The following is a 23,931-nucleotide window of genomic DNA, read 5'->3' as shown; positions in this document are numbered from 1 at the left end:
TGAGGGATAGCGCTCAGTCGGTCAGGCTGAGCTGGACGGGCGCGGTGCCGCGCCTGAGCATGCCGAGCGCGCGAGCGGCGCTCTTGGAGAGATCGATCACCCGGCCGGAGACATAGGGGCCGCGATCGTTGATCATCACCTCGACCTCGCGCCCGTTGTCGGGCCGAGTCACCAGCACCTTGGTACCGAACGGCAGGGTGCGATGGGCCGCGGTGAGCTCGCGCTGATCGAAGGCGTCGCCGCTGGCGGTGGTGCGACCCTGAAAGCGATCACCGTAGAAGGAGGCGACACCCTGCTGGAGCGGCGCCTCGCCGTGGGCCAGGGCCGGGCCGGCGCCGGACAACACACAGATCGCCAGGCCGATCGTCAACAGGTAGCGACCGCCTGTAGAGCGGAGACCGCCCGCCTTGCCGAGTATTCTCATCTGTACCTATTCCTCACAACGACATGCACGCCGGTCGACCTCCCGCGATCAGGCGCCGTCAGACGTATCGGACGGTGTCGGGTGCTTTCCCTGCAACCAACCCAGGCTGGCGGCTCGTTCGCTGTCGAACCAGGCCAGCGTCTGATGCAATGCTACCACCGTACCCACGATGATGAGGGTCGGGGGGCGGATGTTAGCCAACTCTTCGGCCGACGGCAAATCGTCCAGACGCGCCACGTGCACCCGCTGACGCGCCGTGGTGCCCTGCTCGATCAGCGCCAGCGGCGTCTCACCCGCCAGGCCATGGGCGCGCAGGCGCTCGCCGATGATCTCGAGGCTACCGAGCCCCATGTAGAACACCAGAGTCTGGCCGGGGCTCGCCAGCGCCGGCCAGTCCAGGTCGCAGCTGCCATTGCGCAGGTGGCCGGTGATGAAGCGCACCGACTGCGCGTGGTCACGGTGGGTCAGCGGTATCCCGGCATAGGCCGCACAGCCCGAGGCCGCGGTGATACCTGGCACCACCTCGACCTCGACCCCGTCGGCGACCAGGCTCTCCAGCTCCTCGCCGCCGCGTCCGAAGATGAAGGGATCGCCCCCCTTCAGGCGGACGACGCGCTTGCCCGCCCTCGCCCAGTCGATCAGCGCCTGGTTGATGCCCTCCTGAGGCACGCTGTGATCGGAGCGCGCCTTGCCGACATAGAGACACGCCGCCTGAGGGGCGGCGAGCGCCAGGATCTCCTTGCTGACTAGCCGGTCGTGGAGGATCACATCGGCGGCCTGCAGGCGGCGTAGCGCCTTGACGGTCAATAGTTCCGGGTCGCCGGGACCGGCGCCGACCAGGCTGACCCGCCCCGCCACCAGCTCGGATGTCGCATCAGGAAGCCGGAGAAGCGGAGCATCGGGCGAGAAGATCGCGGCGCACATATTCCAATATCTCTATCTGAAAATATTTTATATACCCTAAAGTAATTAAATTGCCGGCCGAATGCCACTCTCACCTCTGCGTAAGGATATAACCGATCCGCCGTATGGGCCGCGCCCTCTCCCAAACGACGCGGCCCCCGCCATTGGCGGGGGCCGCGTGTTAACGGGGCGCTGACGTCATCAGGCGCACAGCGTCCGCTTCAGCCGCGGGCTTGTGATCTCACCGATCAGCGTGATCACCGCCAGCGCCAGCAGCAGCCAGGGCCACTGAACCGCGAACTCGAGGGTGGCGATGCCCAGCGCATCGAGGAAGATGACCACGATGCCCAGCGGGCTGACGTAGCGCACCATGAATAGCCACAGCGCATGCATCACCGGCGACAGGCCGAGCTCTTCGCGCATAACCTCGCTGTTGAGCACGAAGCCGGCCAACAACACGACGCCCAGCCCGCCGAGCGGCATCATCCAGCGCGAGGTCAGGTAATCCAACCAGTCGAAGAAGTGCTTGCCGGCCAGCGTCCAATCGGCACCGACATTGAAGGACAGCATGGCCAGGGTGCTGATGATCCACAGCACGATGCCGGTGCCCCAGGCCGCCGTGCGACGTGAGATGCCCTTGTTATCGGTGAGCCAGGAGACCGTGGCCTCGACCATCGAGATCGACGAGGTGAGCGCGGCCATGGACAGCATCACGAAGAACAGGATACCGAACAGGGTACCCAGGGGCATGGCCTGGAAGGCCAGCGGCAGGCTCATGAAGATCAGCCCCGGGCCACTGCCCGGCTCCATGCCATTGGCGAAGATCACCGGGAAGATGGCCAGCCCCGCCATCAGCGCGACCAGGGTGTCGGCCACGGCCACGGTCAGGGTGGTACGACCGATGGAAGCATCGCGCGGCAGGTAACTGCCGTAGGTCAAGATCGCCCCAGAGGCCAGCGACAGGGTGAAGAAGGCATGCCCCATGGCCGCCAGCATGCCCTCGCTGGAGAGGCTGCCCGCATTGAAGGCGAACAGGAAGTGCAGCGCGTCGCCGAAGCCACCGGAGAAGGCCCCGTAGACGATCATGATCAACAGCATGAGGACCATGCCCGGCATCATCCAGCTCACGCTCTTCTCGATGCCCGCCTGGACGCCCTTGCCGACGATCAGCATGGTGATGATCGTCACCAGGGTGCTCCAGAAACCGAGGTTGAACGGGTTGGCATTGTTGGCGCCGAAGATCGCCGCCATGTCATCGACGCTGGTGCCGGCCAGGCCGCCGCTCAGCATCTTCCACAGGTAGGAGAACGACCAGCCGGCCACTACCACATAGAAGCACAGGATCATGAAGCCGCAGGCCATGGCCATCCAGCCCAGCAGCGACCACGGCGAGCGACCGCCGGACTCGGCGGTCACGCGGCGGATGGCGTCGATGGGGCTACCCCGGCCACGGCGACCCAGGGCGATTTCGGTCATCATCACCGGAACGCCGAGGGCCAGGATGCAGGCCAGATAGACCAGCACGAAGGCGCCGCCGCCGTATTCGCCGGTCATGTAGGGGAACTTCCAGACGTTGCCCAGGCCGACCGCGGAACCGGTCGCCGCCAGGACGAAGCCCCAGCGGCCTAGCCACTGAGTACGGGGTTGTGCATCGTTTGTCATGTCACACCAAGGATCACGGAACTGTTGTTGTCGCCGCCACGCAGCATGCGACCACCGCAAGGCGGCACATTGTGACGGATTTTATCGTGAATGGGCAGGGAATCGGTGTGTTGTTCTGGCGCTCGACACCCTGCCCCTCGGACCCGGTCGAGGCGACCGTTCCGGTACGACGCATCAGTCGTCGGACTGAAGTACGCCGCGGCGAATCTGGTCTTCCTCGATGGATTCGAACAGCGCCTTGAAGTTGCCTTCGCCGAAGCCATCGTTGCCCTTGCGCTGGATGATCTCGAAGAAGATCGGCCCGATCACCGTCTCGGTGAAGATCTGCAGCAACACGCCCTGCCCGGGAGCACCATCAACCAGCAGGTTCAGCTCACGCAGCTCGTCGAGCTTCTCCTCGTGGTTGGGAACCCGCGCGTCGACCTTCTCGTAGTAAATCTCCGGGGTGGTCAAGAACTGGATGCCGTTGGCCTTGAGGGCGCGCACCGTGGCATAGATATCATCGGTGGCCATGGCCAGGTGCTGGATGCCCTCGCCGCCGTACTCGCGCAGGAATTCGGCGATCTGGGAATTGTCGTCGGCGGATTCGTTGATCGGGATGTGCATCTTGCCGCAGGGCGCGGTCATCGCCCGGGAGAACAGCCCGGTCTTCTTGCCGGCGATGTCGAAGTAACGAATCTCGCGGAAGTTGGCCAGTTGCGTATAGAACCCGGCCCACACATCCATCTGACCGCGGTCGACGTTGTGGGTCAGGTGATCGAGCACCTGCAGACCGACACTGTGGTCCCGAGCCGTGCGACCCTCGATCGGCACGAAATCGATGTCGTAGATGCTGCGACCTTCACTATCGAGTCGAGGGTCGACGAAGTAGAGCAGCGAGCCACCGATCCCCTCGACGGCCGGGATGCCGACCTCGCCTTCACCCACCGGGATCTCCACCGGCGCGGCGCCGCAGGACACGGCACGTTCGAAGGCTTGCTTGGCATCGGCGACCTTCCAGGCCATGGCGCAGGCCGACGGCCCATGGACCTGGGCGAACTCGGCGGCCTGGCTATTCGGCTCGGCGTTGAGCACGAAGTTGATGCCTTCCTGTTGGAACAGGAAAACGTTCTTGGAACGGTGCTTGCGGGTCTCGGTGAAGCCCAGCTGCAGAAACAGCTGGCGCAACGCCTCGATGCCCTCGGCGGTCGGGGCGGTGTACTCGACGAACTCGAAGCCATCGGTGCCGATAGGGTTAGCGGTCTCGAGCGGACTCGTCTGGGCGGGGGCATTCATGGTGGTTCTCCAGATCGTTTGTGGTTGTCATCGGGGCGCTCGGCCCGCGGTTGCTTCCCAGACTAGTGGCCCCACGCCTCCTCCGGTATGCCCATGACACCCCCGGCCACGCCGTCTTCCCCCACCACGTCATGCGCCCCCGTCAAGATCGTGTTACATGCTCCGCTACGCCCTGCATGACGTTTCCGGATCGGCAAATTATCCTGACAACCCGTAACGAATTCATGACATCCCCGATGACGATGACTCCCCCAACAACGACTCCACGCTCGCCACCTTGTCGTTCATATGCTGTTCACGGTCGATCCGCGTGCCCAGCTTGAGCGTCGAGGTGATGCGCGGCGCTCCCATCTCATGCACCGTCTCGTGGCAGCGCTTGACGACCGCCATGACCTCGTCCCAAGGGCCTTCGATGTTGGTGCCATAGGCATGCATGCGGTACTCGAGCCCGGAGGCCTCGATGACCCTCTGGCAGGCCGCGACCTGCGGCGAGACGGAGACACCGACACCCATCGGCACCACGCACAGATCCACGATTACATCCATTTCTTCACCCTCTTCGGCATTGAATGATGGCAAAAACTCTAACGAGGTGATTGCCAAGAACTATTGAGCCTGGTCTATGCTAAAAACGTGTAGCAAGAGACCGGGAATCACGCCATTGCTCGCTTCGCTGTTGCGGTTACCCCCGTATCTGAAGGATCAGGAGGATTCATGACCAGCGACCCTCGTCTCGGCCCCATCACCCTCCCCGACACCCGGGCCCGTCGCGTCTTCGAGAAACTGCTCGACGGCTCAGGCATCGCCCTCAACGGCTCGGCCCCTGCGGACATCCGGGTCTATCACCCCGACTTCTTCTCGCGCGTGCTGCATCAGGGCACCCTGGGGCTGGGCGAAGCCTACATGGATGGCTGGTGGGAGTGCGATCGCATCGATGTCCTGGCGCATCGGCTGTTGTGCCATGGCCTCGGCGAACACGCCCAGTCCAAGCCGGAACGACTGATGTATCGCCTGCAGGCCGGCTTCTTCAACCTCCAGAGCCGGACCCGGGCCCACATCGTCGGCGAGGCCCACTACGATTTCGGCAACGACCTGTTCGAGCGCATGCTCGACGAGACCATGTGTTATTCCTGCGGCTACTGGAAGGACGCCGCGACGCTGCAAGACGCCCAACGTGCCAAGCTTGAGCTGGCCTGCCGCAAGCTCGCGCTCGAGCCCGGCATGCGGGTCCTCGATATCGGCTGCGGCTGGGGCAGCTTCGCCGAACATGCCGCCCGGCATCACGGCGTCGAGGTCACCGGCATCACCATCTCCCGGGAGCAGGCCGAGCTGGCCCGCCGCCGCTGCGAAGGCCTGCCGGTCGAGATCCTGCTCGAGGACTATCGCGAGCTCGAGGGACAGTTCGAGCGCATCGTCTCCATCGGCATGTTCGAGCATGTCGGCCATCGCAATTACGCCACCTATTTCGAGACCGTGCAGCGCCTGCTGCCCGCGGACGGCCTGTTCGTCCTGCACACCATCGGCTCCAACACCTCGCACGTCAGCGCCGACCCCTGGATCAACCGCTATATCTTCCCCAACGGCGTGCTGCCCTCCGCCAAGCATATCGCCAGTGCCAGCGAGGACCACCTGCTGATGGAAGACTGGCAGAACTTCGGCGCCGACTACGATCACACGTTGATGGCCTGGCTCGAGAACTTCGATCGCCACTGGGACGAGATCGCCTCCCGCTACAACGAACGCACCCGACGCATGTTCCGCTATTATCTCGCGGCCTGTGCCGGCGCCTTCCGCGCCCGCAATCTCCAGCTCTGGCAGGTGGTATTCTCGAAGGGAAGCGCGGGCCGCTACGACGCCCCTCGCTGACCGGAAGACTGGCGCCGACATGGGCCACCGGCACCGACGACGATCACACGCTGATGGCCTGGCTCGAGAACGTCGATCGCCACCGGGACGAGATCGCCTCCCGCTACAACGAACGCACCCGACGCATGTTCCACTATTATCTCGCGGTCTGTGCCGGCGCCTTCCGCGCGCGCAATCTCCAGCTCTGGCAGGTGGTCTTCTCGAAGGGAAGCGCGGGCCGCTACGACGCCCCTCGCTGACCGGAAGACTGGCGCCGACATGGGCCACCGGCGCCGACGACGATCACACGTTGATGGCCTGGCTCGAGAACGTCGATCGCCACTGGGACGAGATCGCCTCCCGCTACAACGAACGCACCCGACGCATGTTCCGCTATTATCTCGCGGTCTGTGCCGGCGCCTTCCGCGCCCGCAATCTCCCGCTCTGGCAGGTGGTGTTCTCGAAGGGAAGCGCGGGCCGCTACGACGCCCCTGGCTGACGCCGGCCGCGACCATGGGGGGCGAGTTCGGCCGGCATGGCGTGTATTCTAATCGCCCTATCGACGCCGCCCGGAGCCACCATGCCTACCATCGACCAGACCCTCGCCCGCGTCTTCGGCTACCCCGAGTTCCGCCCCGGCCAGCGTCCGGTGATCGAGGCGACGGTCGCCGGGCGCTCGGCGGCCGCGATCTTCCCCACCGGCTCGGGGAAGTCGCTGTGCTATCAGCTATCCGCCCTGCACCTGCCGAATCTCACGCTGGTGGTCTCGCCGCTGCTGGCGCTGATGCAGGACCAGCTGGCCTTCCTGCAGCGTCATGGCATCGCCGCCGCGAGCCTCGACTCCTCCCAGAGCAAGGACGAGGCCCGCGCCGTGATGGACGGCGTGACGCGGGGCGAGATCCGCATCCTGATGATTTCCGTGGAACGCCTCAAGAACGAGCGCTTCCGCGCCTTCATTCGTCGCGTGCCGCTCTCGCTGCTGGTGGTGGACGAGGCCCACTGCATCTCCGAATGGGGGCACAACTTCCGCCCCGACTACCTGACCCTGCCCGAGACGCGTCGCACGCTCGGCATTCCCCAGGTGTTACTGCTGACCGCCACCGCCACCCCACGAGTGATCGAGGACATGCGTCGCCACTTCGCCATCGAGGCCGGTGACGTCACCGCCACGGGGTTCTATCGCCCCAACCTGGACCTGCAGGTGGCGCCGGTAGCGGCCGACGATCGCCCCCGGCGGCTGGTCGAGTGGCTACGCCCGCGCCTCGAGGGCCCGCACGCCGGCGCCACCGTGGTCTATGTCACCCTGCAGCAGACCGCCGAGCGCCTGGCCGCCTACCTGGCGGCCGCCGGCCTGCCCGCCGCGGCCTACCACGCCGGCCTCGATGCCGAGACCCGCGCCTCCCGGCAGGCCGACTTCATGGCCGGTCACATGCCGGTGATCGTCGCCACCATCGCCTTCGGCATGGGCATCGACAAGTCGGATATCCGCGGCGTGGTGCACTTCGACCTGCCCAAGTCGGTGGAAAACTACAGCCAGGAAATCGGCCGTGCCGGCCGCGACGGCGCCCCCGCCGAGTGCCTGATGCTGGCCGGCCGCGACCATCTCAGCGTGCTGGAGAACTTCACCTACGGCGACACCCCCGAGCGCGCCGCCGTGGCCCAGGTGACATCGACGCTGCCCGCTCCCGGCGAGGATTGGGCCTTCACCCTCAATACGCTCTCTCGAGACAGCGACGTCCGCCCGCTGCCGCTGAAGACCCTGCTGGTTCACCTCGAGCTCGAAGGCATGATCCGCCCGCGCTTCAGCTACTTCGCCGAATATCGCTTCCGACTGGAGGAGCCGGCGGAGACGCTGAGCGCCCGCTTCCAAGGCGAGCGCCGCGCCTTCATCGAGGCGATCCTCGAGGCCTCGCCCAAGGCTCGCACCTGGCAGCGCCTGGACCTCGAGGCGCTGTCGCGCCTCGGCGCCGCGCGTGGCCTGGACACCTCGCGCCAGCGGGTGATCACCGCCTTGGACTATCTCGCCGACAAGGACCTGATGACGCTTGAAAGCAAGCAGATGACCGAGGTGTACGAGGTGCTACGCCCCGTCGACGAGGCCATGGTCAGCCGGCTGCACCAGGCCTTCGTCGGGAAGGAGCGAGCCGAGATCGAGCGGCTACACGCCATGCTGGCGCTGTTCGAGGGCGAAGGCTGCCTGACCCGGCGGCTGGCGGACTGGTTCGGCGACGACGCGGCCCCGCAGCGCTGCGGCCACTGCTCGGGCTGTCGCGGTCAGGTCGCCTCGCTGCCCATCCCACCCGCCCAGGCCCCACTCGCCACGCTGGATGCCGCCGCGCTGACCGCGCCGCTGCGCGAGCGCCTGGCCTCCGCCGGCGAGGGTGATGCGGCGACGCCGACGCTACTGACCCGCTTCCTGTGCGGGCTGACATCCCCACGGCTGACCCGCCACAAGGCGCGCCGGCTCGACGGTTTCGCCGCCCTGGAGGCGTATGCCTTCGGCGAAGTGCGCGACTGGCTCGCCGGCCACACCGGAGCACTCCACGACGGCCAACGCTCCGCAACCAACGGATGGTAATGCTTCCGCTACCGGCACCGCACGGGCCAGTACCGTCCCCCATGAGTCACGAGTCCTCCGAGCCGATCCCGTGGCGCTTGAGCTTGTTGGCGATGGTGGTGTGTGAGACGCCGAGGCGCTTGGCCAGCTGGCGACTAGAGGGATGCTGCGGATGCAGGTTCGACAGGACCCGGCGCTCCACCTCGGCCAGGATATCGGACAGCGAGCCGTCCAGGTCGATACCGGCGAGGCCCGGCGCGCGCCCCACCTCCGGCAGGCGCAGGTGGACAGGCTCGATGACGCCTCCCTCGCACAGCGATACCGCCTGGAAGAGCACGTTCTCCAACTGGCGCACATTGCCCGGCCAATGGTAGGCGGACAACCGCGCCACGGCGCTCGCCGACAGGCGCGGCATCGGGCAGCCGATCTGGGTCGCGGCGCGATCGATGAAGTGCACCGCCAGCGCCTCGATGCCATCCAGGCAATCACGCAGCGGTGGTACGGCGAGGGTCAGCACATTGAGGCGGTGGTAGAGGTCCTGGCGGAAACGCCCCTCGGTGCACAGGGCCGGCAAGTCCTGCTGGGTGGCGCAGATCACCCGCACGTCCAGGTAGGTCTCCTCGTCGCTGCCGACCCGGCGGAAGCCGCCATCCTGCAGGAAGCGCAGCAGCTTGACCTGCATGCGCGGGCTGGTCTCGCCGACCTCGTCGAGGAAGATGGTGCCCCCGGCGGTCAGCTCCAATAGCCCCAGCTTGCCTTCGGGGCGGGCGCCCTCGAAGGCCCCCGGGGCATAACCGAACAGCTCGGTCTCGGCCATCGACTCGGGCAACCCCGCACAGTTCAGCGCCATGAACGGCGCCTGGCCACGCGGGCTCGCCAGATGGCAGGCCCGCGCCAACAGCTCCTTGCCGGTACCGGTCTCGCCCTGAATCAGTAGCGGCGCATCCAACGGCGCCATGCGTCGCGCCTCGCCGATCAGCGCCTCCAGCCGAGGACTGGCCTGGAACAACGACTCGAAGCCCCGCAGCTCCTGACGCTGTACCTGATAGATGCGCTCGCCGATGCGGTCGGCGCGGTGCAGGGTGACCACGGCACCGGCCAGCGAGGCCACGTCGGACTGCTGCTCGCGGTGCAGCGGCGAGATATCGGCCAGGAACACCGTCTCGCGCAGCTTGACCCGCAGCCCGTTGACCCGGGCGTTGTTGCGACGAATCAGCGCCGGCAGGTCCAGATCGGGCAGATAACGATCCAGCGACAGCCCCGGCACCTCATCAACCCGCACACCCAACAGCTGTCCCGCGGCCCGGTTGGCGGCCACCAGATGGCCCTCCATGTCGATCGACATCACCGGATCGGAGAGCGACGACAACAAGGCATCGAGCTCGAGGTGGCGCCGCTCGCTGGGCATCAGGCTGACCCGGCGCACGCCGAACACCCCGGGGACTTGCTCGAGCTCGGGCCTGAGCGTCGCCAGCTGGGCATTCAGCAGGTGGGGCACATGCAGGTAGATGGCGTTGCCGTACTCGCCACCGACCTCGCCATGGGCCACGTTGAGACCATAGTCGGCGAAGTGGGCGACGATATCGCGCAGGATGCCGATACGGTTCTGGCAATGGAATCTCAGGCGCATGAAGGACTCGCGGCAACGGGAAAGACACCCCTCCGACAGAAGATCGTCAGCTCGGCGTGACTCTCGTGTAAAGATAACGTGACGATACGGCCCGCGAGAGGCCGATGCCATCCACCTTTCGCCGCATCGACCCAGCCGGCGGCGCCGACTGTCATGAATCCTTTACGAATGACGGTGCCGGGGCCACCGCCCTTGCCGTGGCGGAAGCCCCCGGCGACCTGCCTCCCCACCTAGACTGCGGTTATCCCCTTGAGGCCATCACAATTCCAACATCGCGACGGGAGCCATCATGAAGACACAGAACGCCCCCAAGAAGACCGCCTATCAAGCCCGAATGCCGGATGCCGACGGTCATATCGCCTGGAGCGAGCAGGAACATGCCACCTGGCGCACGCTGATGAAACGTCAGGTCGAGCTATTGCCCGGCCGGGTCTGCCAGGAGTACCTCGACGGCATGGAGCGCCTGGCGCTACCCACCGAGCGCATCCCCCAGCTCGGCGAGATCGATGCCGTGCTGCGCGAGACCACCGGCTGGGAAACCGCCCAGGTGCCGGCCTTGATCCCCTTCGACACCTTCTTCGAGCTGCTCGCCAACCGGCGCTTCCCCGTCGCCACCTTCATCCGCACCCCGGAGGAGCTGGACTACCTGCAGGAGCCGGACATCTTCCACGAGATATTCGGTCACTGCCCGATGCTCACCAACCCCGCGTTCGCCGAGTTCACCGCCACCTACGGCCGCCTGGGGCTCGAGGCCACGCCCAAGGAGCGCGTCTACCTGGCCCGGCTGTACTGGATGACCGTGGAGTTCGGCTTGGTCGATACCCCCGCGGGCCGGCGTCTCTACGGCGGCGGCATCATCTCCTCGCCCAAGGAGACCCTGCACGCCCTGTCGGATGAGCCGTTGCAGGCGCCCTTCGATCCCATGGATGCGCTGCGCACCCCCTATCGCATCGACATCCTCCAGCCACTCTACTATGTGTTGGATGGCCTGGAGACGCTGCACGACCTGGCCGGCCGCGACATCATGGGCATGGTCCACGAGGCCATGACGCTCGGCCTGTTCGAGCCACGCTTCCCACCCAAGCCCAAGCCGGCAGTGGCCGCAGCCACCAGCGCCTGACACCCTTCACGCACCACTCACGACCATCAACCACCACGAGGAGTCATCATGAGCGAACTTTCCGAACAGCAGTGCGAGGCCTGCAGCTGGGACGCCCCCCACGTCACCGACGGCGAGCTCGAGCAGTATCGCCGCGATATCCCCGAGTGGCGGATCGCCGAGCGCGATGGCATCATGCAACTGGAGCGGGTCTTCACGTTCCGCAACTTCCGGCAGGCCCTGGCGTTCACCAACGCGGTCGGCGAGATCGCCGAAGAGGCGGGTCATCACCCCGCCCTGCTGACCGAATGGGGCAAGGTCACCGTGACCTGGTGGTCCCACGAGATGAAGGGCCTGCACAAGAACGATTTCATCCTAGCCGCCAGAACCGACGAGGTAGCGAAGTAAATGTTCGAACAGATTGAGCGGGTTCCCGGGGATGCCATCCTCGGGCTCATCGAGGCCTTCAAGAAGGACAGCAACCCTCAGAAGGTCGATCTCGGTGTCGGCGTCTATCGCGACGCTCAGGGCAACACCCCGGTGATGCGCGCGGTCAAGGAAGCCGAGACCCTGCTGCTCAACAACGAGAGCACCAAGACCTACATCGGTTCTCACGGCGCCCCGGCCTATGGCGAGGTGGTATTGCCGATGGTGCTCGGCGAAGGCTCGCCGGTGCTCGAGGCCGGACGCGCCAGTGCCACCCAGTCCCCCGGTGGGACCGGCGCGCTGCGCCTGGCGGCGGACTTCATCGCCACCCAGCTGCCCGGCAAGGACATCTGGGTCAGCGACCCGACCTGGCCGAACCACCTCGGCATCTTCCCGGCGGCCGGCCTCACGCTGCACAAGTATCCCTACGTCGATGCCGACAATCGCCTCGACTTCGACGGCATGCTGGGTGCGCTGAAGCAGATTCCCGAGGGCGACGTGGTGCTGCTGCACGCCTGCTGCCACAACCCGACCGGCTTCGACCTGTCCCGGGAGCAGTGGAAGCAGGTGCTCGAGGTCGTCCGCGAGCGCCGTCTTCTGCCGCTGGTCGACTTCGCCTATCAGGGCTTCGGCGAAGGCCTGGACGAGGATGCCTTCGCCCCGCGCCTGCTGGCCGAAAACCTCGATGAGGTGATCATCACCAGCTCCTGCTCCAAGAACTTCGGCATCTACTGCGAGCGCACCGGTTGCTTGATCATGGTGGCCAAGAACGCCGAGCAGATGGAAGACGTGCGCTCCCAGGCGGCCATCGTCGCCCGCGAGAACTACTCCAATCCGCCGGCCCATGGTGGCGCCATCGTCTCGGAGATCCTGCATTCCGACGCGATGACCGCCCTGTGGCGCGAGGAACTCACCGAGATGCGCGACCGCATCAACACCCTGCGGCGCGACTTCGTCGAGGCCTTGAAGCCCTACGGCCTGGACCAGAAGTATGCCCACGTAGCCGAGCAGCGTGGCATGTTCTCCTACACCGGGCTGACGCCCGAGCAGGTGGATCGCCTGCGCGACGAGTTCAGCATCTACATGGTGCGCTCCGGGCGTGCCAACGTGGCCGGATTCTCCCACGAGAACCTGCCCTACCTGGCCAAGGCGATCGCCGCGGTCAACGACTGAACGGCAACCGCGTTCGGTGACACGACGCCCGGGCCCTGTGGCCCGGGCGTTTTCTTTGTCGCCTGCCACGCGCCCCTCATACGACGACGGCCCGCGCAGGAGCGCGGGCCGTGGCGGTCTTCGGCGAACAGGCGTGGCGTCAGGCGACGTAGCGCGAGACGTCGAGCCCCTGCGGATCGATACGCGGCTCGCTCGACGCCATCAGGTCGGACAGCAGCTGGGCACTGCCGCAGCTCATGGTCCAGCCAAGGGTGCCGTGGCCGGTGTTGAGCCACAGGTTGTCATAGCGGGTCGCCCCGACGATCGGCGTCGAGTCCGGCGTCATCGGCCGCAGGCCGCTCCAGAACTCGGCGCGATCCGCGTCGCCCCCCTCGGGGAAGACGTCACGCACCACCATGTCGATGGTCGCCCGACGCTTCTCGGGCAGGCTCAGGTCGTGACCCGCCAGCTCGGCGGTACCGCCCACACGGATGCGATCGTCGAAGCGCGAGATCGCCACCTTGTAGGTCTCGTCCATCACCGTGGACTGCGGTGCCCCGCCGTCGTCTACCACCGGCACCGTCAGGCTGTAACCCTTGACCGGATAGATCGGCAGGCGCACCCCCAGGTCCTTGACCAGGAACGGCGAGTAACTGCCCAGGCAGACCACATAGGCATCGGCGGTCAGTTCGCCGGCACTGGTGATCACACCCTCGACACCGGCATTGCCGCGACGGATACGCTGGATGTCGACGCCGAAACGGAACTCGACGCCCAGCTGCTCGCGACAGTAATCGGCCAGGCGGTTGGTGAACAGATGGCAATCGCCGGTCTGGTCGTCGGGGAGGTGCAGGCCGCCGACGAACTTGCCGGGCACCCGGGACAGCGCCGGCTCGACCGTCGTGATCTCGTCGGCGCCGAGCAGCCGGTGACGCACGCCACACCGCTCGAGGACCTGCATGTCCTTGGCCACGGCCTCGACCTGGCTGTCATACCGGAACAGCTGCAGCAGCCCGCGCTGGCGATCCTCGTAGCGGATGCCCGTCTCGGCCCGCAGCTCGTCGATGCAGGTTCGGCTGTGCTCGGCGATACGCACCATGCGCTCCTTATTCACGGCATAACGCTCGGCGGTGCAGTTGCCGAACATCTTGGCCATGAAACGCGCCATGGTCGGATCCATGCGCGGCTGAATCTTCAGCGGCGCATGCTCCTGGAACATCCACTTCACCGCCTTCTGCGGAATACCCGGTGCGGCCCAGGGTGAGGAGAAACCGAAGGACACCTGCCCGGCGTTACCGTAGCTGGTCTCCATGGCCGGCGCGGCCTGGCGGTCCACCACGGTTACCTCATGGCCCTGACGCGCCAGATAATAGGCGCTGGTGACGCCCACCACGCCACTACCGAGAATCAGTACCTTCATGCGCTGCTCTCCCCCTGATGGTCTGAGGCGTCTTGTCGATCGCCGTGTCGCATGCGGATGCGGATGCGGATGCGGATGCGAGATCGTCCGGGCCACCCCGGACGATAAGATGTGGGAGAGTATAGGAGAAGCCGATCAGATGATTTTGCTATTATTAACCACTAGATTTACCAGATTCTTCAAATATTTTATTAAAATTGAAATAGATACCAACTATTACCTTAAAAAACAGGATATATCACTACCCTGAAACCGACGCCTGGCGTCGGGGGCTGGCCAGGATGCGCCGCAACAGCCCCCAGGCCGCAAGGCCGGCCAGCAGATTGCCCAACGCAGCCCCCAGCGCCAGCCCCGGCAGGCCACCCAGCCAGGCCCCCGCGCCCAGGCAGGGCAGATAGAAGACGAACAGCCGCGCGGCGGACATCAGCATCGCCCGTAACGGCCAGCCCAGCGCATTGCCGGCGGACACCACCAGCATGCAGACCCCTAACGCGGCATAGCTCGGCGGCAAGCAGCGCATCAATACCGTCAGGTCGGTGCTGACCTCCGCGGTGCCGGCGAGGGCCACGGCCACCCAAGGCGCGGCCAGCGCCAGCACCAGCCCCAGCGCCAGCTGCCAGACCACCACCACCTTGAGTGCGAGGCGCATCAGGCGGTGTACCTGCGGCCAGTCACCGGCACCGTAGCAACGCCCCAGCCAGGGAGGCAGCGACATGGTCATCGCCAACACCGCCATCAGCGAGACCGTCTCCAGGCGGCTGGCCAGCCCCCAGGCCGCGACCTGGGACTCACCGAGCCGCGCCACCACCGATATCGCCAGCATGGCGGCCAGCGGCGGCATCAGCTGGCTGATCATGGCCGGTCCGGCGATGCCGAGGAAGGGGCGCAGCGACTGCCGAGCCTCTTCCCACAGACCACGCGTGGCCAGCCAGTCGGTCCCCATCAGGCGCACGCCCATCACCGCCAGGCCTACCAGCATGGCCAGCACCGTGGCCCAGGCCGCGCCCGGCAAGCCTAGCCCCGGCCAGTCGCCGATGCCGAAGATCAAAAGCGGGTCGAGGGCCAGATTGGCCAGGCTGGTGAGGACCATCAGCGATCCTGGCAGACGCGTATTGCCATGGGCGCGAAACAGGCTGTAGGCGAAATAGAGCAGCGCCCCCACCCAGGCGGAGAGCAGCTGAGGCCCCCAGTAGGCGCGGATCAGTGACAGCGACTCAGGCACGGCCCCCAGGCGCCGGAAGATCGGCGCCTGAGCCAGCCACAACCCCCATGCCAACCCGGCGATGACCAGCGCCCCGACCAGCAGCACCAGGCTGCCCAGCCGACGGGCACGCGCCTCTTCTCCGCCGCCCAGCGCCCGGGAGATCAAGGCGGCGATGGCGATGCCCATGCCCACCTGCACGCCGATGATCAGGAAAGACAGTGGCAGGGTGAAGGATTGGGCGGCCAGTGGCGCGGTACCCAACCGGGCCACGAAGGCACTATCGACCAGCTGGAAACCCAGCAAGGACAACACGCCGATGGCCATCGGCCAGGTCTGGCGCCAGAGTGTCACCCCCAACGGGGGGGCATTCTGATCGTTTCGCAACACAAGGACTCCGTGGCGATGTTCAAAGGCGGCCCATTCTACGCGAAGTCGCGTCGTGGCTCAGGCGCGCAACGATCCCCTCATCGCGGGCGACGCACGTCGAGGGCCGCCACCAACGCAGCGCGCCCGGCCAAGGGCCGGGCGCGCTGACTGTCGAGGAGAAAAGCCGAGTGGCTTACTGGCGGATGCCCTCGAAGGTCACGTAGAGCTCGAGTTCATGCATCGGCGCCGGGAAGTCCGACATGTCGATGCCGTAATCGGCAAGCGTCAGGGTCGTCGTGCCCTCGAATCCCGCGCGATAGTTGCCCCAGGGATCGTCGCCTTCGCCGAGCAGGGTCACCGGCATCTCGATGGTATGCGTCTCTCCGTGCAGGGTCAGCTCACCGGTCAGCACGCCCTCGCCTTCCCCGGAGGGTTCGAAGCCGGTGGACGAGAAGCTGGCACTCGGGTACTCGGCCACGTCGAGGAAGTCGTCGCTCTTGATGTGCTTGTCACGCTCGGCGTGGTTGGTGGTCAAGCTGGCAACATCCACCTCCAGGTTGGCCGAGGCGGCCTCCGGGTTCTGGGGATCGTAGCTGAACCCGCCGCTGAACTCCTCGAGGCTACCCAGGATATAGGAGAAGCCCAGGTGGCTGATCTTGAATTGGATGAAGGCATGCTGACCGTCGGTATCGAGGGCGTAGTCGGCGGCCTGAGCCTGGGAGAACGGCACCAATGAAGCGGCGGCCAAGGCGGCACTGAGGGCGGTTTTCTTGAACATCGCGGACTCCTTACGAGGTTTCGGTGATGCGTGACAGGGTTCAGTCGTGAGATGACCCGCCGCGGCGGCGAGCCTGGGCGAAACGAGGTGACAGCATGCGCTTCAGGGTGTCATGGCGATCCAGCCAATGGTGCTTGAGCGCCACCAGGGCGTGGCCGGCGGCCAGCCCCATCAGCGCCAAGGCCGCATACCAGTGGATCAGCCCGGCCAGGCTCGCCTGATCGGGTAGCCCCGTCACCAGCGCCGGCACCTCGATGAGGCCGAACACTCCGATGCCGGCGCCCTCGGCCGTGGAGATCAAGTAGCCACTGACCAGCACCAGCAACATCAGCCCATAGAGCCCGCTGTGCCCCAGATGGGCGGCCACGCGCTCCAGGCGCGAGCCAGGCAGTCGCGGGGCCGGCTGCATGAAGCGCCAAACCAGGCGAACCAGGGTCACGGCCAACAGCAGCATGCCCACCGAACGATGCCACCAAGGCGCCAGGTTATACCAGCCATCGTAATAGCCAAGACCGGTCATCCACCAGCCCAGCACGAAGAGACCCACGAAGGCCAGCGCGCTCAGCCAGTGCAGCAGGATACTGATGATGCCCCAGCCGGAGGAGGTATTACGCCACATGACCGCTCCCGAGCGGGATGAATGAGAGGCCAGACTACCCGAACGAGACGCGTGAATCCGCTGAAAAAAGCCGCATGCTGCGTTCAAAAAATCCGCATGCCGTCCGAGCAGCATGCGGATGGCTTCGCGTCAGCGGATCAGCGCGTCGAGGCCACGGGCCAGATCGGCCTGGACATCGGCGACATCCTCGAGTCCTACCGACAGGCGGATCAGGCCCTCGCGAATACCGGCGGCACGCTTCTGCTCGTCCGACAGGCGCCCATGGGTGGTGGTCGCCGGATGGGTGATGGTGGACTTGACGTCGCCCAGGTTGCCGGTGATCGACAGCATGCGCGTGGCATCGATCACCGACCAGGCCGCCTCGCGCCCGCCCCGGATCTCGACCCCGAGCACGGCGCCGGCGCCCTTCTGCTGACGCGCGGCCAGCGCCTGCTGAGGATGGCTGGCCAGGCCGCTATAGTAGACCCGCTCCACCGCCGGATGCGCCTCGAGCCATTCGGCGAGCCGCTGGGCGTTGTCGCAGTGGGCCTGCATGCGTAGCCCCAGGGTCTCGAGGCCCTTGAGGAAGATCCAGGCGTTGAAGGGGCTCAGGCAGGGTCCGCAGGTACGCACCACGCCGAACAGCTCCGCCAGCAGCGCGTCGGGGCCCACCACGGCACCGCCGATCGCCCTGCCCTGGCCGTCCAGGTACTTGGTGGCGGAGTGGATCACCAGGTCGGCGCCCAGCGCCAGCGGCTTCTGCAGCGCCGGCGTCAGGAAGCAGTTGTCGATGGCAAGCCAGGCCCCGTGGCGATGGGCCAGCTCGGCCAAGGCGGAGATGTCGCCCACCTCGGACAACGGGTTCGACGGCGTCTCGGCGAACAGCAGCTTGGTGGAGGGCGTGATGGCCGCTTCCCAGGCCGCCAGGTCGGAGAGCTCGACGTAGCGGGTGGTGATGCCGAATTTACCCAGATACTTGTCGAACAGGCTCACCGTGGAGCCGAACAACGAGCGCGAGGCGACGATCTCGTCGCCGGCCTGCAGCAGCGCCAGCGCCGTGGAAAGAATCGCCGCCATCCCGGAACTCGTGGCCACGCAACGCTCGCCGCCCTCCAGGGCCGCGAGGCGGCGCTCGAAGGTCTGCACCGTGGGATTGGTGAAGCGCGAGTAGACATTGCCTGGCTCCTCGCCCACGAACTTGCGCGCCGCCTCGGCGGCGCTCTCGTAGACGAAGCTCGAGGTCGGGAAGATCGGCTCGCCGTGTTCCTGCTCGGCGGTGCGATGGTGCCCGGTGCGGATCGCCAGGGTATCGAGCCCCCACTGCGTCTCGGGGTGAGATTCGTCGTGCATGGCGCTTCCTCGTCAGTCGGTATCGTCATCCTGGTTGTGCATCCCCACCAGCGCGTGGTCCCCGGCGCTCTGCTCCGACTTGGCATCGTCGTTGCGATTGGCCTCCAGGGCGGCCAGATAGGCATCGTCGATGTCGCCGGTGATGTAGCGACCATCGAACACCGAGCAGTCGAAGTCTTCCAGAGCCGGGTTGATCTCGCGACAGGCGACCTTCAGGTCCTCGAGGTCCTGATAGATCATGCGATCGGCACCGATCAGCTCGCCGACCTCGGCCTCGCTGCGACCATGGGCGATCAGCTCGTTGGCCACCGGCATGTCGATGCCGTAGACGTTGGGATAGCGCACGGGCGGCGCCGCGGAGGCGAAGTAGACGTTCTTGGCGCCGGCCTCCCGAGCCATCTGGATGATCTGATTGCAGGTGGTACCGCGCACGATGGAATCGTCCACCAGCAGCACGTTCTTGTCTTCGAACTCGATATCGATGGCGTTGAGCTTCTGGCGCACCGACTTCTTGCGCTGTGTCTGGCCCGGCATGATGAAGGTCCGCCCGATATAGCGGTTCTTCATGAAGCCTTCCCGATAGGTCACACCCAGGTGCTGGGCCAGCTCCAGGGCCGAGGTCCGCGAGGTATCGGGAATCGGGATGACCACGTCGATGTCATGGTCCGGCCATTCCTGCTTGATGCGATCGGCGAGCTTGCGGCCCATCGCCATGCGGGTGCCGTAGACGTAGGCACCATCGAGCAGGGTATCCGGGCGCGCCAGATAGACATGCTCGAAGATGCAGGGCGCCAGCCGCGGCGCATCGGCACACTGCTGGGTGTGGATCTCGCCGTCCATGTCGACGAAGATCGCCTCGCCCGGCGCCAGGTCGCGGTGCAGCTCGAAGCCGCCGACGTCCAACGCCACCGACTCGGAGGCGATCATCACCTCCTGGCCCTCTCCCTCGTCGCGGCTACCGAACACCACCGGACGGATCCCGTTGGGATCGCGGAAGGCCACCATGCCCACGCCGTTGATGATCGCCACCGCCGCATAGCCACCCAGGCAACGACGATGCACGCGACGCACGGCATCGAAGATATCGCCCGGCGTCAGGTGCGGCCCCTGCTTGCCCAGCTCGTGGGCGAAGACGTTGAGCAGCACCTCGGAGTCGGAACTGGTGTTGATGTGGCGCAGGTCGGAGGAGAACAGCTCCTGCTTGAGCTGGTCGGCGTTGGTCAGGTTGCCGTTATGGGCCAGCGAGATGCCATAGGGCGAGTTGACGTAGAACGGCTGGGATTCCGCCTCGCTGGACGAACCGGCGGTGGGATAGCGCACGTGGCCGATGCCCAGGTTACCCTGGAGGCGAGCCATGTGGCGGGTATGGAAGACGTCACGTACCAGGCCGTTACTCTTGCGCAACAGGAAACGCCCACCATTCCAGGTCATCATGCCGGCGGCATCCTGGCCACGGTGTTGTAACACCGTCAGGGCATCGTAGATCCCCTGGTTCACTGCCTGTTTGGCCATCAGGCCCACGATACCGCACATTACACCTTACCTCGCTTACCTTGGTTGGGCGGCACGCGGCCGCCGCGTTCGATCGTGTCAGGGGGTGGCGATCTCGTCATCCGCCGCCTGAGGCGGCATGAGGGAGGCGGGATCGCCGAAGGATGCGGGGGAGACCGGCAACCGCCCTTCCCAGGCCGCCAGACGACCGATCGCCCAACCCTTCAACTGTTCGAAGGGGGGTCGCAGGGTCGCCTGTTGCCAGGCCTCGAGCTTGTCCAGCGGGGTCAGGCCGATCAGCAGCGTGACCACCACCAGGATCGCGCCGCCCTTGGCCAGGCCGAAGGCGGCGCCGGCCACGCGATTGAACAGGCCCATGCCGACCCATTCCACGGCGGCCTGGATCAGACGGATGATCACGCCACAGGCCAGGATGACGCCGAGCACCACCAGCACGAAGGCCAGGATCAGGCGACCGTCGGGGCTGTCGATCAGGCCATCGAGCCGTGCCGCCAGGGGATCGGCGAGCCAGCGCGCCGCCAGCAGCGCCACCACCCAGGCCGCCAGGCCAAGCGCCTCGCGGACCAGGCCGCGCATCAGCCCGGCGATACCGGTGACGGCCAGCACCGCCACGAACAGCCAGTCCAGCCAGGTCAGTGTCACTCCGCCTCCACCAGCAGTCCCTGAAGATTGAGGTCAGCCTTGAGCTCGGTCATCGCGCGCTCGGCGACCTCGCTGCTGGCGTAGGGGCCGACGTACACGGTGGTCAGGCGGTCGTCCCGCGGGCGCCGATAGGCGGGGAAACCCTCGTCCGCGAGGCGTGCCTCGAGACGCTCGGCGTTGGCGGGCTCGCCGAAGCTGCCCACCTGCACCGCCCACTCGCCGCCGGACACCGCTTCGCGGGTCGGCTCGTCGGCGGCCGCCATCCGCTCATCGGCCGCCCGCGCCAAATCGGCGATAGGATCGACCTCGGTCTCGACCTCCTCGGCGGGTGGCGCGGGGCTCGGCTCAGGTTTCGGTTCCGGCTCGGCGTCGGCCGTCTCCTGGCCCTCGCCGGCCCCGTCGGCATCCTGCGCGTCGCGCGACGCTACGGCTTGTCCCGTATCGAGCGTGGCGGTCTCATCGCCGCCCGACGCCTGATCGCGTGACGATACCTCGTCCGGAGGCGTCGGCGCCTCGGGCTCCCGGTGTGGCACCTCGATCGGCTGCTCGATGGTCATCGTCGGCCGGGGCCGATCCTCTCGCGGCGCCGGATCATCGAACAACAGCGGCAGGAAGATCACCGCCAGGGCCAACAGGATCAGCGCACCGCTGATCCGCTCTCGCCATCCATACTTCATCTCGTTCCCTCGTTGCCGGCCTCCATGGCAGTCTGCGCCGGCTTGGCCCAGGCCGCCAGCACGTCGGCCACAGTGAAGAAGGAGCCGCAGACCAGGACCCGGTCGGCCGGATCCAGGCGCTCGGCCAGCCAGGCCACGCCGGCCGCCGGAGACTCCGCCCGATGCAGCACGGGTTGGCCGAGCGACTCGAGGCAGTCGGCCAGTGCCGCGGCGCTGCGCGCCCGCTCGCCCGCGAGGCTCACCGGTAGCCAGGCGTCGACCGCCGGTGCCAGCGCGTCGATGACGCCCTTGGCGTCCTTGTCGGCGAGCATACCCAGCAGCGCGATGGTGCGTCCGGCGCAGGGTCGAGCGGCCAGGCGTTCGGCCAGGTAGCTCGCGGCATGAGGGTTATGGCCGACATCCAGGCACCATTGGCCACGCCACTGCATGCGCCCGGGCAGCTCGACCCGCGACAACGCCCGGCGACAGGCCTCGGCCTCGAGCGCCCAGCCGGCCAGGACGAACGCCTGCAATGCCGTGGCGGCGTTGTCCAGCGGCAGGCCGGGATCGGGTAATGCCGCGAGGCGGCAGACGCCGCCCGCGGCGTCCCGCCCCGACCAGGACCAGCCCTCGCCCTGCGGCTCACGGCGAAACGTGTCGCCCAGTGCGTGTCGCTCGGCCCCCAGGGCCGCGGCGGTGTCGGCGACGCTCGCCGGCAGGCGCTCGCTGCCCAACACCGCCGGGCGGCCCGCGCGCATGATGCCGGCCTTCTCACGGCCGATGACCTCGAGATCGTCACCCAGGAAGGCGGCATGATCGCGGGCGATGGTAGTCACCACGGCCACGTCGGCGTCGAGCACGTTGACGGCATCGAGGCGCCCTCCCAGCCCCACCTCGAGGATGGCCAGTTCGGGGGCCCGTTCGCGAATCGCGTGCAGCGCGCCGAGCGTGCCGGCCTCGAAATAGGTCAGGCTGATCGACTCGCCGTCGAGGCGGGCGGCCTCGACGGCCTCGAAGCCGGCCACCAACGCGGCATCGCTGGCCTCGACCCCGTCGAGGCGCAGCCGCTCGTTGTAGCGCAGCAGATGAGGAGAGGTATAGGTGGCGCTGACGATGCCATGCTCACGGGCCAGCGCCTCGAGCATGGCCACGCTGGAGCCCTTGCCATTGGTGCCGGCCACGGTGATCGTCCGCCCGGCGATGGGCCCGTCGAGCAGGCCCATGCGCCGAGCGACCTCGGCGACACGCTCGAGGCCCAGCTCGATGCTCACCGGATGCGACGCCTCCAGTCGGGTCAGCCAGGCCTCGAGCGAGGAGCGAGAGGCATCGCCCACGGCGGCCTCAGCGCTCACCGTTGGAACGCGGCTCGCCGGCATCGCTCGGCGACTCGGGCGCGGCATCCGCATCGGGCTCACTGGTATCGGTCGATTCCGGCTCGGCGGCATTGACCGATTCGCTGGCGGCAGCCGGCTCGACGGCCGGCGAGACATCGGCGTCGGCGTCGGCGTCGCCATGGACCGACTGGTGAGTCAGCTTGCGCAGCACCCCACCGAGGCGCTCGCGCATCTCGTGGCGGTGCACGATCATGTCCACGGTGCCGTGCTCGAGCAGGAACTCGCTGCGCTGGAAGCCTTCCGGCAACTGCTCGCGGACGGTCTGCTCGATGACCCGCGGGCCGGCGAAGCCGATCAGGGCGTTAGGTTCGGCGACGTTGAGGTCCCCGAGCATGGCCAGCGACGCGGAAACGCCACCGAAGACCGGATCGGTCAACACCGAGATGTAGGGCACGCCGGCCTGCTTGAGCTTCTCGAGCGCGGCGGAGGTCTTGGCCATCTGCATCAGCGAGAACAGCGCTTCCTGCATGCGGGCACCCCCCGAGGCACCGAAGCACACCAGGGGCACGCCCTGTTCCAGCGCCTGCTCGGCGGCACGCACGAACTTCTCGCCGACCACGGCACCCATCGAGCCACCCATGAAGGTGAACTCGAAGGCCACCGCCACCATCGGCAGACCATCCAGGCGGCCGCTCATGGCCACCAGGGCATCCTGCTCACCGGTGGACTTCTGGGCCGCGGCCAGGCGGTCCTTGTACTTCTTGGAATCCCGGAACTTCAAGCGATCGATGGGCTCGAGGTCGGCCGCGATCTCCTCGCGACCTTCCTTGTCGAGGAACCAGTCGAGCCGCTTGCGTGCCGTGAGGCGCAGGTGATGCTCGCACTTGGGACAGACGTTTTGATGCTTCTCGAGTTCCGGCAGATAAAGCACCCCTTCGCACTTGGGACACTTACGCCACAGGCCGTCCGGCACGCTCGAACGGCGCTCCTTGCGCTGAATGCGGCCCACCGAGGGCACGATCTTGTCTAGCCAGCTCATGTCAGAAACGCTTCCATTTTTGCGGTCGTCCCACCGCGGCGGGACGACTGTCGAATCGG

Annotated in this window: 23 protein-coding genes; 7 read left to right on the top strand and 16 right to left on the bottom strand. The window is 66.6% G+C overall.

Annotation, left to right across the window (positions count from 1 at the left end; all coding sequences use genetic code 11):
- Positions 1-13: 13 nt before the first annotated feature.
- From ETC07_RS06410 to ETC07_RS06390, 5 genes are all read right to left on the bottom strand, one after another.
- A complete protein-coding gene (locus ETC07_RS06410) occupies positions 14-424 on the bottom strand; it encodes a septal ring lytic transglycosylase RlpA family protein (RefSeq protein ID WP_136247672.1) in 411 nt (136 codons plus the stop codon).
- Between the two features lie 48 nt (positions 425-472).
- On the bottom strand, positions 473-1,348 hold the full coding sequence (gene cobA / locus ETC07_RS06405) for a uroporphyrinogen-III C-methyltransferase (protein WP_240724574.1): 876 nt from the start codon (positions 1,346-1,348) through the stop codon (positions 473-475).
- A gap of 180 nt (positions 1,349-1,528) precedes the next feature.
- Positions 1,529-2,989, bottom strand: a complete 1,461-nt coding sequence (locus ETC07_RS06400) for a sodium-dependent transporter (RefSeq protein WP_136247671.1) — start codon at positions 2,987-2,989, stop codon at positions 1,529-1,531.
- Positions 2,990-3,163: 174 nt separating this feature from the next.
- Positions 3,164-4,264, bottom strand: coding sequence for a 4-hydroxyphenylpyruvate dioxygenase (hppD, locus tag ETC07_RS06395; RefSeq protein WP_136247670.1), 1,101 nt, complete (start codon positions 4,262-4,264; stop codon positions 3,164-3,166).
- Between the two features lie 222 nt (positions 4,265-4,486).
- Positions 4,487-4,810, bottom strand: coding sequence for an MTH1187 family thiamine-binding protein (locus ETC07_RS06390; RefSeq protein WP_136247669.1), 324 nt, complete (start codon positions 4,808-4,810; stop codon positions 4,487-4,489).
- A 168-nt stretch (positions 4,811-4,978) separates the two neighbouring features.
- Between ETC07_RS06390 and cfa the strand changes: the two genes are divergently transcribed.
- The 4 genes from cfa to ETC07_RS06370 all read left to right on the top strand — a co-directional run bounded on the left by cfa (position 4,979) and on the right by ETC07_RS06370 (position 8,687).
- Positions 4,979-6,130, top strand: coding sequence for a cyclopropane fatty acyl phospholipid synthase (cfa, locus tag ETC07_RS06385; protein WP_136247668.1), 1,152 nt, complete (start codon positions 4,979-4,981; stop codon positions 6,128-6,130).
- Between the two features lie 53 nt (positions 6,131-6,183).
- Positions 6,184-6,369, top strand: a complete 186-nt coding sequence (locus ETC07_RS06380; protein ID WP_136247667.1) for a class I SAM-dependent methyltransferase — start codon at positions 6,184-6,186, stop codon at positions 6,367-6,369.
- A 53-nt stretch (positions 6,370-6,422) separates the two neighbouring features.
- Complete coding sequence (locus tag ETC07_RS06375) at positions 6,423-6,608, top strand: class I SAM-dependent methyltransferase (protein WP_136247666.1); 186 nt, start codon at positions 6,423-6,425, stop codon at positions 6,606-6,608.
- Positions 6,609-6,689: 81 nt separating this feature from the next.
- On the top strand, positions 6,690-8,687 hold the full coding sequence (locus ETC07_RS06370; RefSeq protein ID WP_136247665.1) for a RecQ family ATP-dependent DNA helicase: 1,998 nt from the start codon (positions 6,690-6,692) through the stop codon (positions 8,685-8,687).
- A 46-nt stretch (positions 8,688-8,733) separates the two neighbouring features.
- On the opposite strand, the gene ETC07_RS06365 is transcribed toward ETC07_RS06370, so the two are convergent.
- Positions 8,734-10,296 (bottom strand): sigma-54-dependent transcriptional regulator, encoded by a 1,563-nt coding sequence (locus ETC07_RS06365; protein WP_136247664.1) that lies wholly within the window; start codon positions 10,294-10,296, stop codon positions 8,734-8,736.
- 289 nt (positions 10,297-10,585) lie between these two features.
- Between ETC07_RS06365 and phhA the strand changes: the two genes are divergently transcribed.
- From phhA to ETC07_RS06350, 3 genes are read left to right on the top strand one after another with little or no spacing between them, the layout of a single operon-like run.
- Entirely contained in the window at positions 10,586-11,416 is an 831-nt protein-coding gene (gene phhA / locus ETC07_RS06360; protein WP_136247663.1) for a phenylalanine 4-monooxygenase, read from the top strand.
- Positions 11,417-11,464: 48 nt separating this feature from the next.
- Positions 11,465-11,803 (top strand): 4a-hydroxytetrahydrobiopterin dehydratase, encoded by a 339-nt coding sequence (locus ETC07_RS06355; RefSeq protein ID WP_136247662.1) that lies wholly within the window; start codon positions 11,465-11,467, stop codon positions 11,801-11,803.
- Positions 11,804-12,994: an amino acid aminotransferase gene (locus ETC07_RS06350; protein WP_136247661.1), complete on the top strand. Its 1,191-nt coding sequence runs from the start codon at positions 11,804-11,806 to the stop codon at positions 12,992-12,994.
- Positions 12,995-13,133: 139 nt separating this feature from the next.
- Here ETC07_RS06350 and ETC07_RS06345 read toward each other — a convergent pair whose 3' ends face one another.
- From ETC07_RS06345 to accD, 10 genes are all read right to left on the bottom strand, one after another.
- On the bottom strand, positions 13,134-14,393 hold the full coding sequence (locus tag ETC07_RS06345) for a D-amino acid dehydrogenase (protein ID WP_136247660.1): 1,260 nt from the start codon (positions 14,391-14,393) through the stop codon (positions 13,134-13,136).
- Between the two features lie 241 nt (positions 14,394-14,634).
- Positions 14,635-15,921, bottom strand: coding sequence for an MATE family efflux transporter (locus ETC07_RS06340; RefSeq protein ID WP_168709178.1), 1,287 nt, complete (start codon positions 15,919-15,921; stop codon positions 14,635-14,637).
- A gap of 235 nt (positions 15,922-16,156) precedes the next feature.
- Positions 16,157-16,741 (bottom strand): YceI family protein, encoded by a 585-nt coding sequence (locus ETC07_RS06335; RefSeq protein ID WP_136247659.1) that lies wholly within the window; start codon positions 16,739-16,741, stop codon positions 16,157-16,159.
- 40 nt (positions 16,742-16,781) lie between these two features.
- Positions 16,782-17,360: a cytochrome b gene (locus ETC07_RS06330; protein WP_136247658.1), complete on the bottom strand. Its 579-nt coding sequence runs from the start codon at positions 17,358-17,360 to the stop codon at positions 16,782-16,784.
- Positions 17,361-17,489: 129 nt separating this feature from the next.
- Positions 17,490-18,689, bottom strand: coding sequence for an O-succinylhomoserine sulfhydrylase (locus ETC07_RS06325; RefSeq protein WP_136247657.1), 1,200 nt, complete (start codon positions 18,687-18,689; stop codon positions 17,490-17,492).
- A 12-nt stretch (positions 18,690-18,701) separates the two neighbouring features.
- Positions 18,702-20,222 carry an amidophosphoribosyltransferase gene (gene purF / locus ETC07_RS06320; protein WP_136247656.1) on the bottom strand — a complete coding sequence of 507 codons (1,521 nt, stop codon included), beginning with the start codon at positions 20,220-20,222 and terminating at the stop codon, positions 18,702-18,704.
- Between the two features lie 57 nt (positions 20,223-20,279).
- Positions 20,280-20,843 carry a CvpA family protein gene (locus ETC07_RS06315; RefSeq protein ID WP_136247655.1) on the bottom strand — a complete coding sequence of 188 codons (564 nt, stop codon included), beginning with the start codon at positions 20,841-20,843 and terminating at the stop codon, positions 20,280-20,282.
- Positions 20,840-21,520 (bottom strand): SPOR domain-containing protein, encoded by a 681-nt coding sequence (locus ETC07_RS06310; protein WP_136247654.1) that lies wholly within the window; start codon positions 21,518-21,520, stop codon positions 20,840-20,842. The genes ETC07_RS06315 and ETC07_RS06310 overlap by 4 nt, the downstream gene beginning before the upstream one ends.
- Complete coding sequence (gene folC, locus ETC07_RS06305; RefSeq protein WP_136247653.1) at positions 21,517-22,875, bottom strand: bifunctional tetrahydrofolate synthase/dihydrofolate synthase; 1,359 nt, start codon at positions 22,873-22,875, stop codon at positions 21,517-21,519. The genes ETC07_RS06310 and folC overlap by 4 nt, the downstream gene beginning before the upstream one ends.
- Positions 22,841-23,872: an acetyl-CoA carboxylase, carboxyltransferase subunit beta gene (gene accD, locus ETC07_RS06300; RefSeq protein WP_136247652.1), complete on the bottom strand. Its 1,032-nt coding sequence runs from the start codon at positions 23,870-23,872 to the stop codon at positions 22,841-22,843. Before accD ends, folC begins: the two co-directional genes overlap by 35 nt.
- Positions 23,873-23,931 lie beyond the last annotated feature (59 nt).

It is taken from the genome of Halomonas borealis, from assembly GCF_004798905.1.
Lineage (GTDB): Bacteria > Pseudomonadota > Gammaproteobacteria > Pseudomonadales > Halomonadaceae > Halomonas > Halomonas borealis.
This window is presented reverse-complemented; position numbering and strand designations above follow the sequence as displayed.

What these genes read in the sequence shown, in the direction of transcription:
- ETC07_RS06410 (WP_136247672.1), bottom strand. Translation starts at nt 424, where the DNA reads ATGAGAATACTCGGCAAGGCGGGCGGTCTCCGCTCTACAGGCGGTCGC.
- cobA (WP_240724574.1), bottom strand. Translation starts at nt 1,348, where the DNA reads ATGTGCGCCGCGATCTTCTCGCCCGATGCTCCGCTTCTCCGGCTTCCT.
- ETC07_RS06400 (WP_136247671.1), bottom strand. Translation starts at nt 2,989, where the DNA reads ATGACAAACGATGCACAACCCCGTACTCAGTGGCTAGGCCGCTGGGGC.
- hppD (WP_136247670.1), bottom strand. Translation starts at nt 4,264, where the DNA reads ATGAATGCCCCCGCCCAGACGAGTCCGCTCGAGACCGCTAACCCTATC.
- ETC07_RS06390 (WP_136247669.1), bottom strand. Translation starts at nt 4,810, where the DNA reads ATGGATGTAATCGTGGATCTGTGCGTGGTGCCGATGGGTGTCGGTGTC.
- cfa (WP_136247668.1), top strand. Translation starts at nt 4,979, where the DNA reads ATGACCAGCGACCCTCGTCTCGGCCCCATCACCCTCCCCGACACCCGG.
- ETC07_RS06380 (WP_136247667.1), top strand. Translation starts at nt 6,184, where the DNA reads ATGGCCTGGCTCGAGAACGTCGATCGCCACCGGGACGAGATCGCCTCC.
- ETC07_RS06375 (WP_136247666.1), top strand. Translation starts at nt 6,423, where the DNA reads ATGGCCTGGCTCGAGAACGTCGATCGCCACTGGGACGAGATCGCCTCC.
- ETC07_RS06370 (WP_136247665.1), top strand. Translation starts at nt 6,690, where the DNA reads ATGCCTACCATCGACCAGACCCTCGCCCGCGTCTTCGGCTACCCCGAG.
- ETC07_RS06365 (WP_136247664.1), bottom strand. Translation starts at nt 10,296, where the DNA reads ATGCGCCTGAGATTCCATTGCCAGAACCGTATCGGCATCCTGCGCGAT.
- phhA (WP_136247663.1), top strand. Translation starts at nt 10,586, where the DNA reads ATGAAGACACAGAACGCCCCCAAGAAGACCGCCTATCAAGCCCGAATG.
- ETC07_RS06355 (WP_136247662.1), top strand. Translation starts at nt 11,465, where the DNA reads ATGAGCGAACTTTCCGAACAGCAGTGCGAGGCCTGCAGCTGGGACGCC.
- ETC07_RS06350 (WP_136247661.1), top strand. Translation starts at nt 11,804, where the DNA reads ATGTTCGAACAGATTGAGCGGGTTCCCGGGGATGCCATCCTCGGGCTC.
- ETC07_RS06345 (WP_136247660.1), bottom strand. Translation starts at nt 14,393, where the DNA reads ATGAAGGTACTGATTCTCGGTAGTGGCGTGGTGGGCGTCACCAGCGCC.
- ETC07_RS06340 (WP_168709178.1), bottom strand. Translation starts at nt 15,921, where the DNA reads ATGGCCATCGGCGTGTTGTCCTTGCTGGGTTTCCAGCTGGTCGATAGT.
- ETC07_RS06335 (WP_136247659.1), bottom strand. Translation starts at nt 16,741, where the DNA reads ATGTTCAAGAAAACCGCCCTCAGTGCCGCCTTGGCCGCCGCTTCATTG.
- ETC07_RS06330 (WP_136247658.1), bottom strand. Translation starts at nt 17,360, where the DNA reads ATGTGGCGTAATACCTCCTCCGGCTGGGGCATCATCAGTATCCTGCTG.
- ETC07_RS06325 (WP_136247657.1), bottom strand. Translation starts at nt 18,689, where the DNA reads ATGCACGACGAATCTCACCCCGAGACGCAGTGGGGGCTCGATACCCTG.
- purF (WP_136247656.1), bottom strand. Translation starts at nt 20,222, where the DNA reads ATGTGCGGTATCGTGGGCCTGATGGCCAAACAGGCAGTGAACCAGGGG.
- ETC07_RS06310 (WP_136247654.1), bottom strand. Translation starts at nt 21,520, where the DNA reads ATGAAGTATGGATGGCGAGAGCGGATCAGCGGTGCGCTGATCCTGTTG.
- folC (WP_136247653.1), bottom strand. Translation starts at nt 22,875, where the DNA reads ATGCCGGCGAGCCGCGTTCCAACGGTGAGCGCTGAGGCCGCCGTGGGC.
- accD (WP_136247652.1), bottom strand. Translation starts at nt 23,872, where the DNA reads ATGAGCTGGCTAGACAAGATCGTGCCCTCGGTGGGCCGCATTCAGCGC.